Genomic DNA, 246 nt, shown 5'->3' on the forward strand with positions numbered 1-246 from the left:
ACACTTGGGGACCTTAGCTGATGGTCTGGGCTGTTTCCCTTTTGACAATGGATCTTAGCACTCACTGTCTGACTCCCGGCAAGAAGTTCATGGCATTCGGAGTTTGACTGAGCTTGGTAACCCTTGCGGGCCCCGCACCCAATCAGTGCTCTACCTCCATCACTCCATTCACCGAGGCTAGCCCTAAAGCTATTTCGGGGAGAACCAGCTATCTCCGAGTTCGATTGGAATTTCTCCGCTACCCCC

The 246-nt window shown here is 53.3% G+C and carries 1 rRNA gene; it reads right to left on the reverse strand.

The features are described from left to right. Positions 1–246 (reverse strand): 23S ribosomal RNA (locus tag KIH86_RS10510); the annotation flags it as partial.

The sequence above is a fragment of the Paenibacillus sinensis genome (assembly GCF_019904155.1).
Classification (GTDB): domain Bacteria; phylum Bacillota; class Bacilli; order Paenibacillales; family Paenibacillaceae; genus Paenibacillus_AQ; species Paenibacillus_AQ sinensis.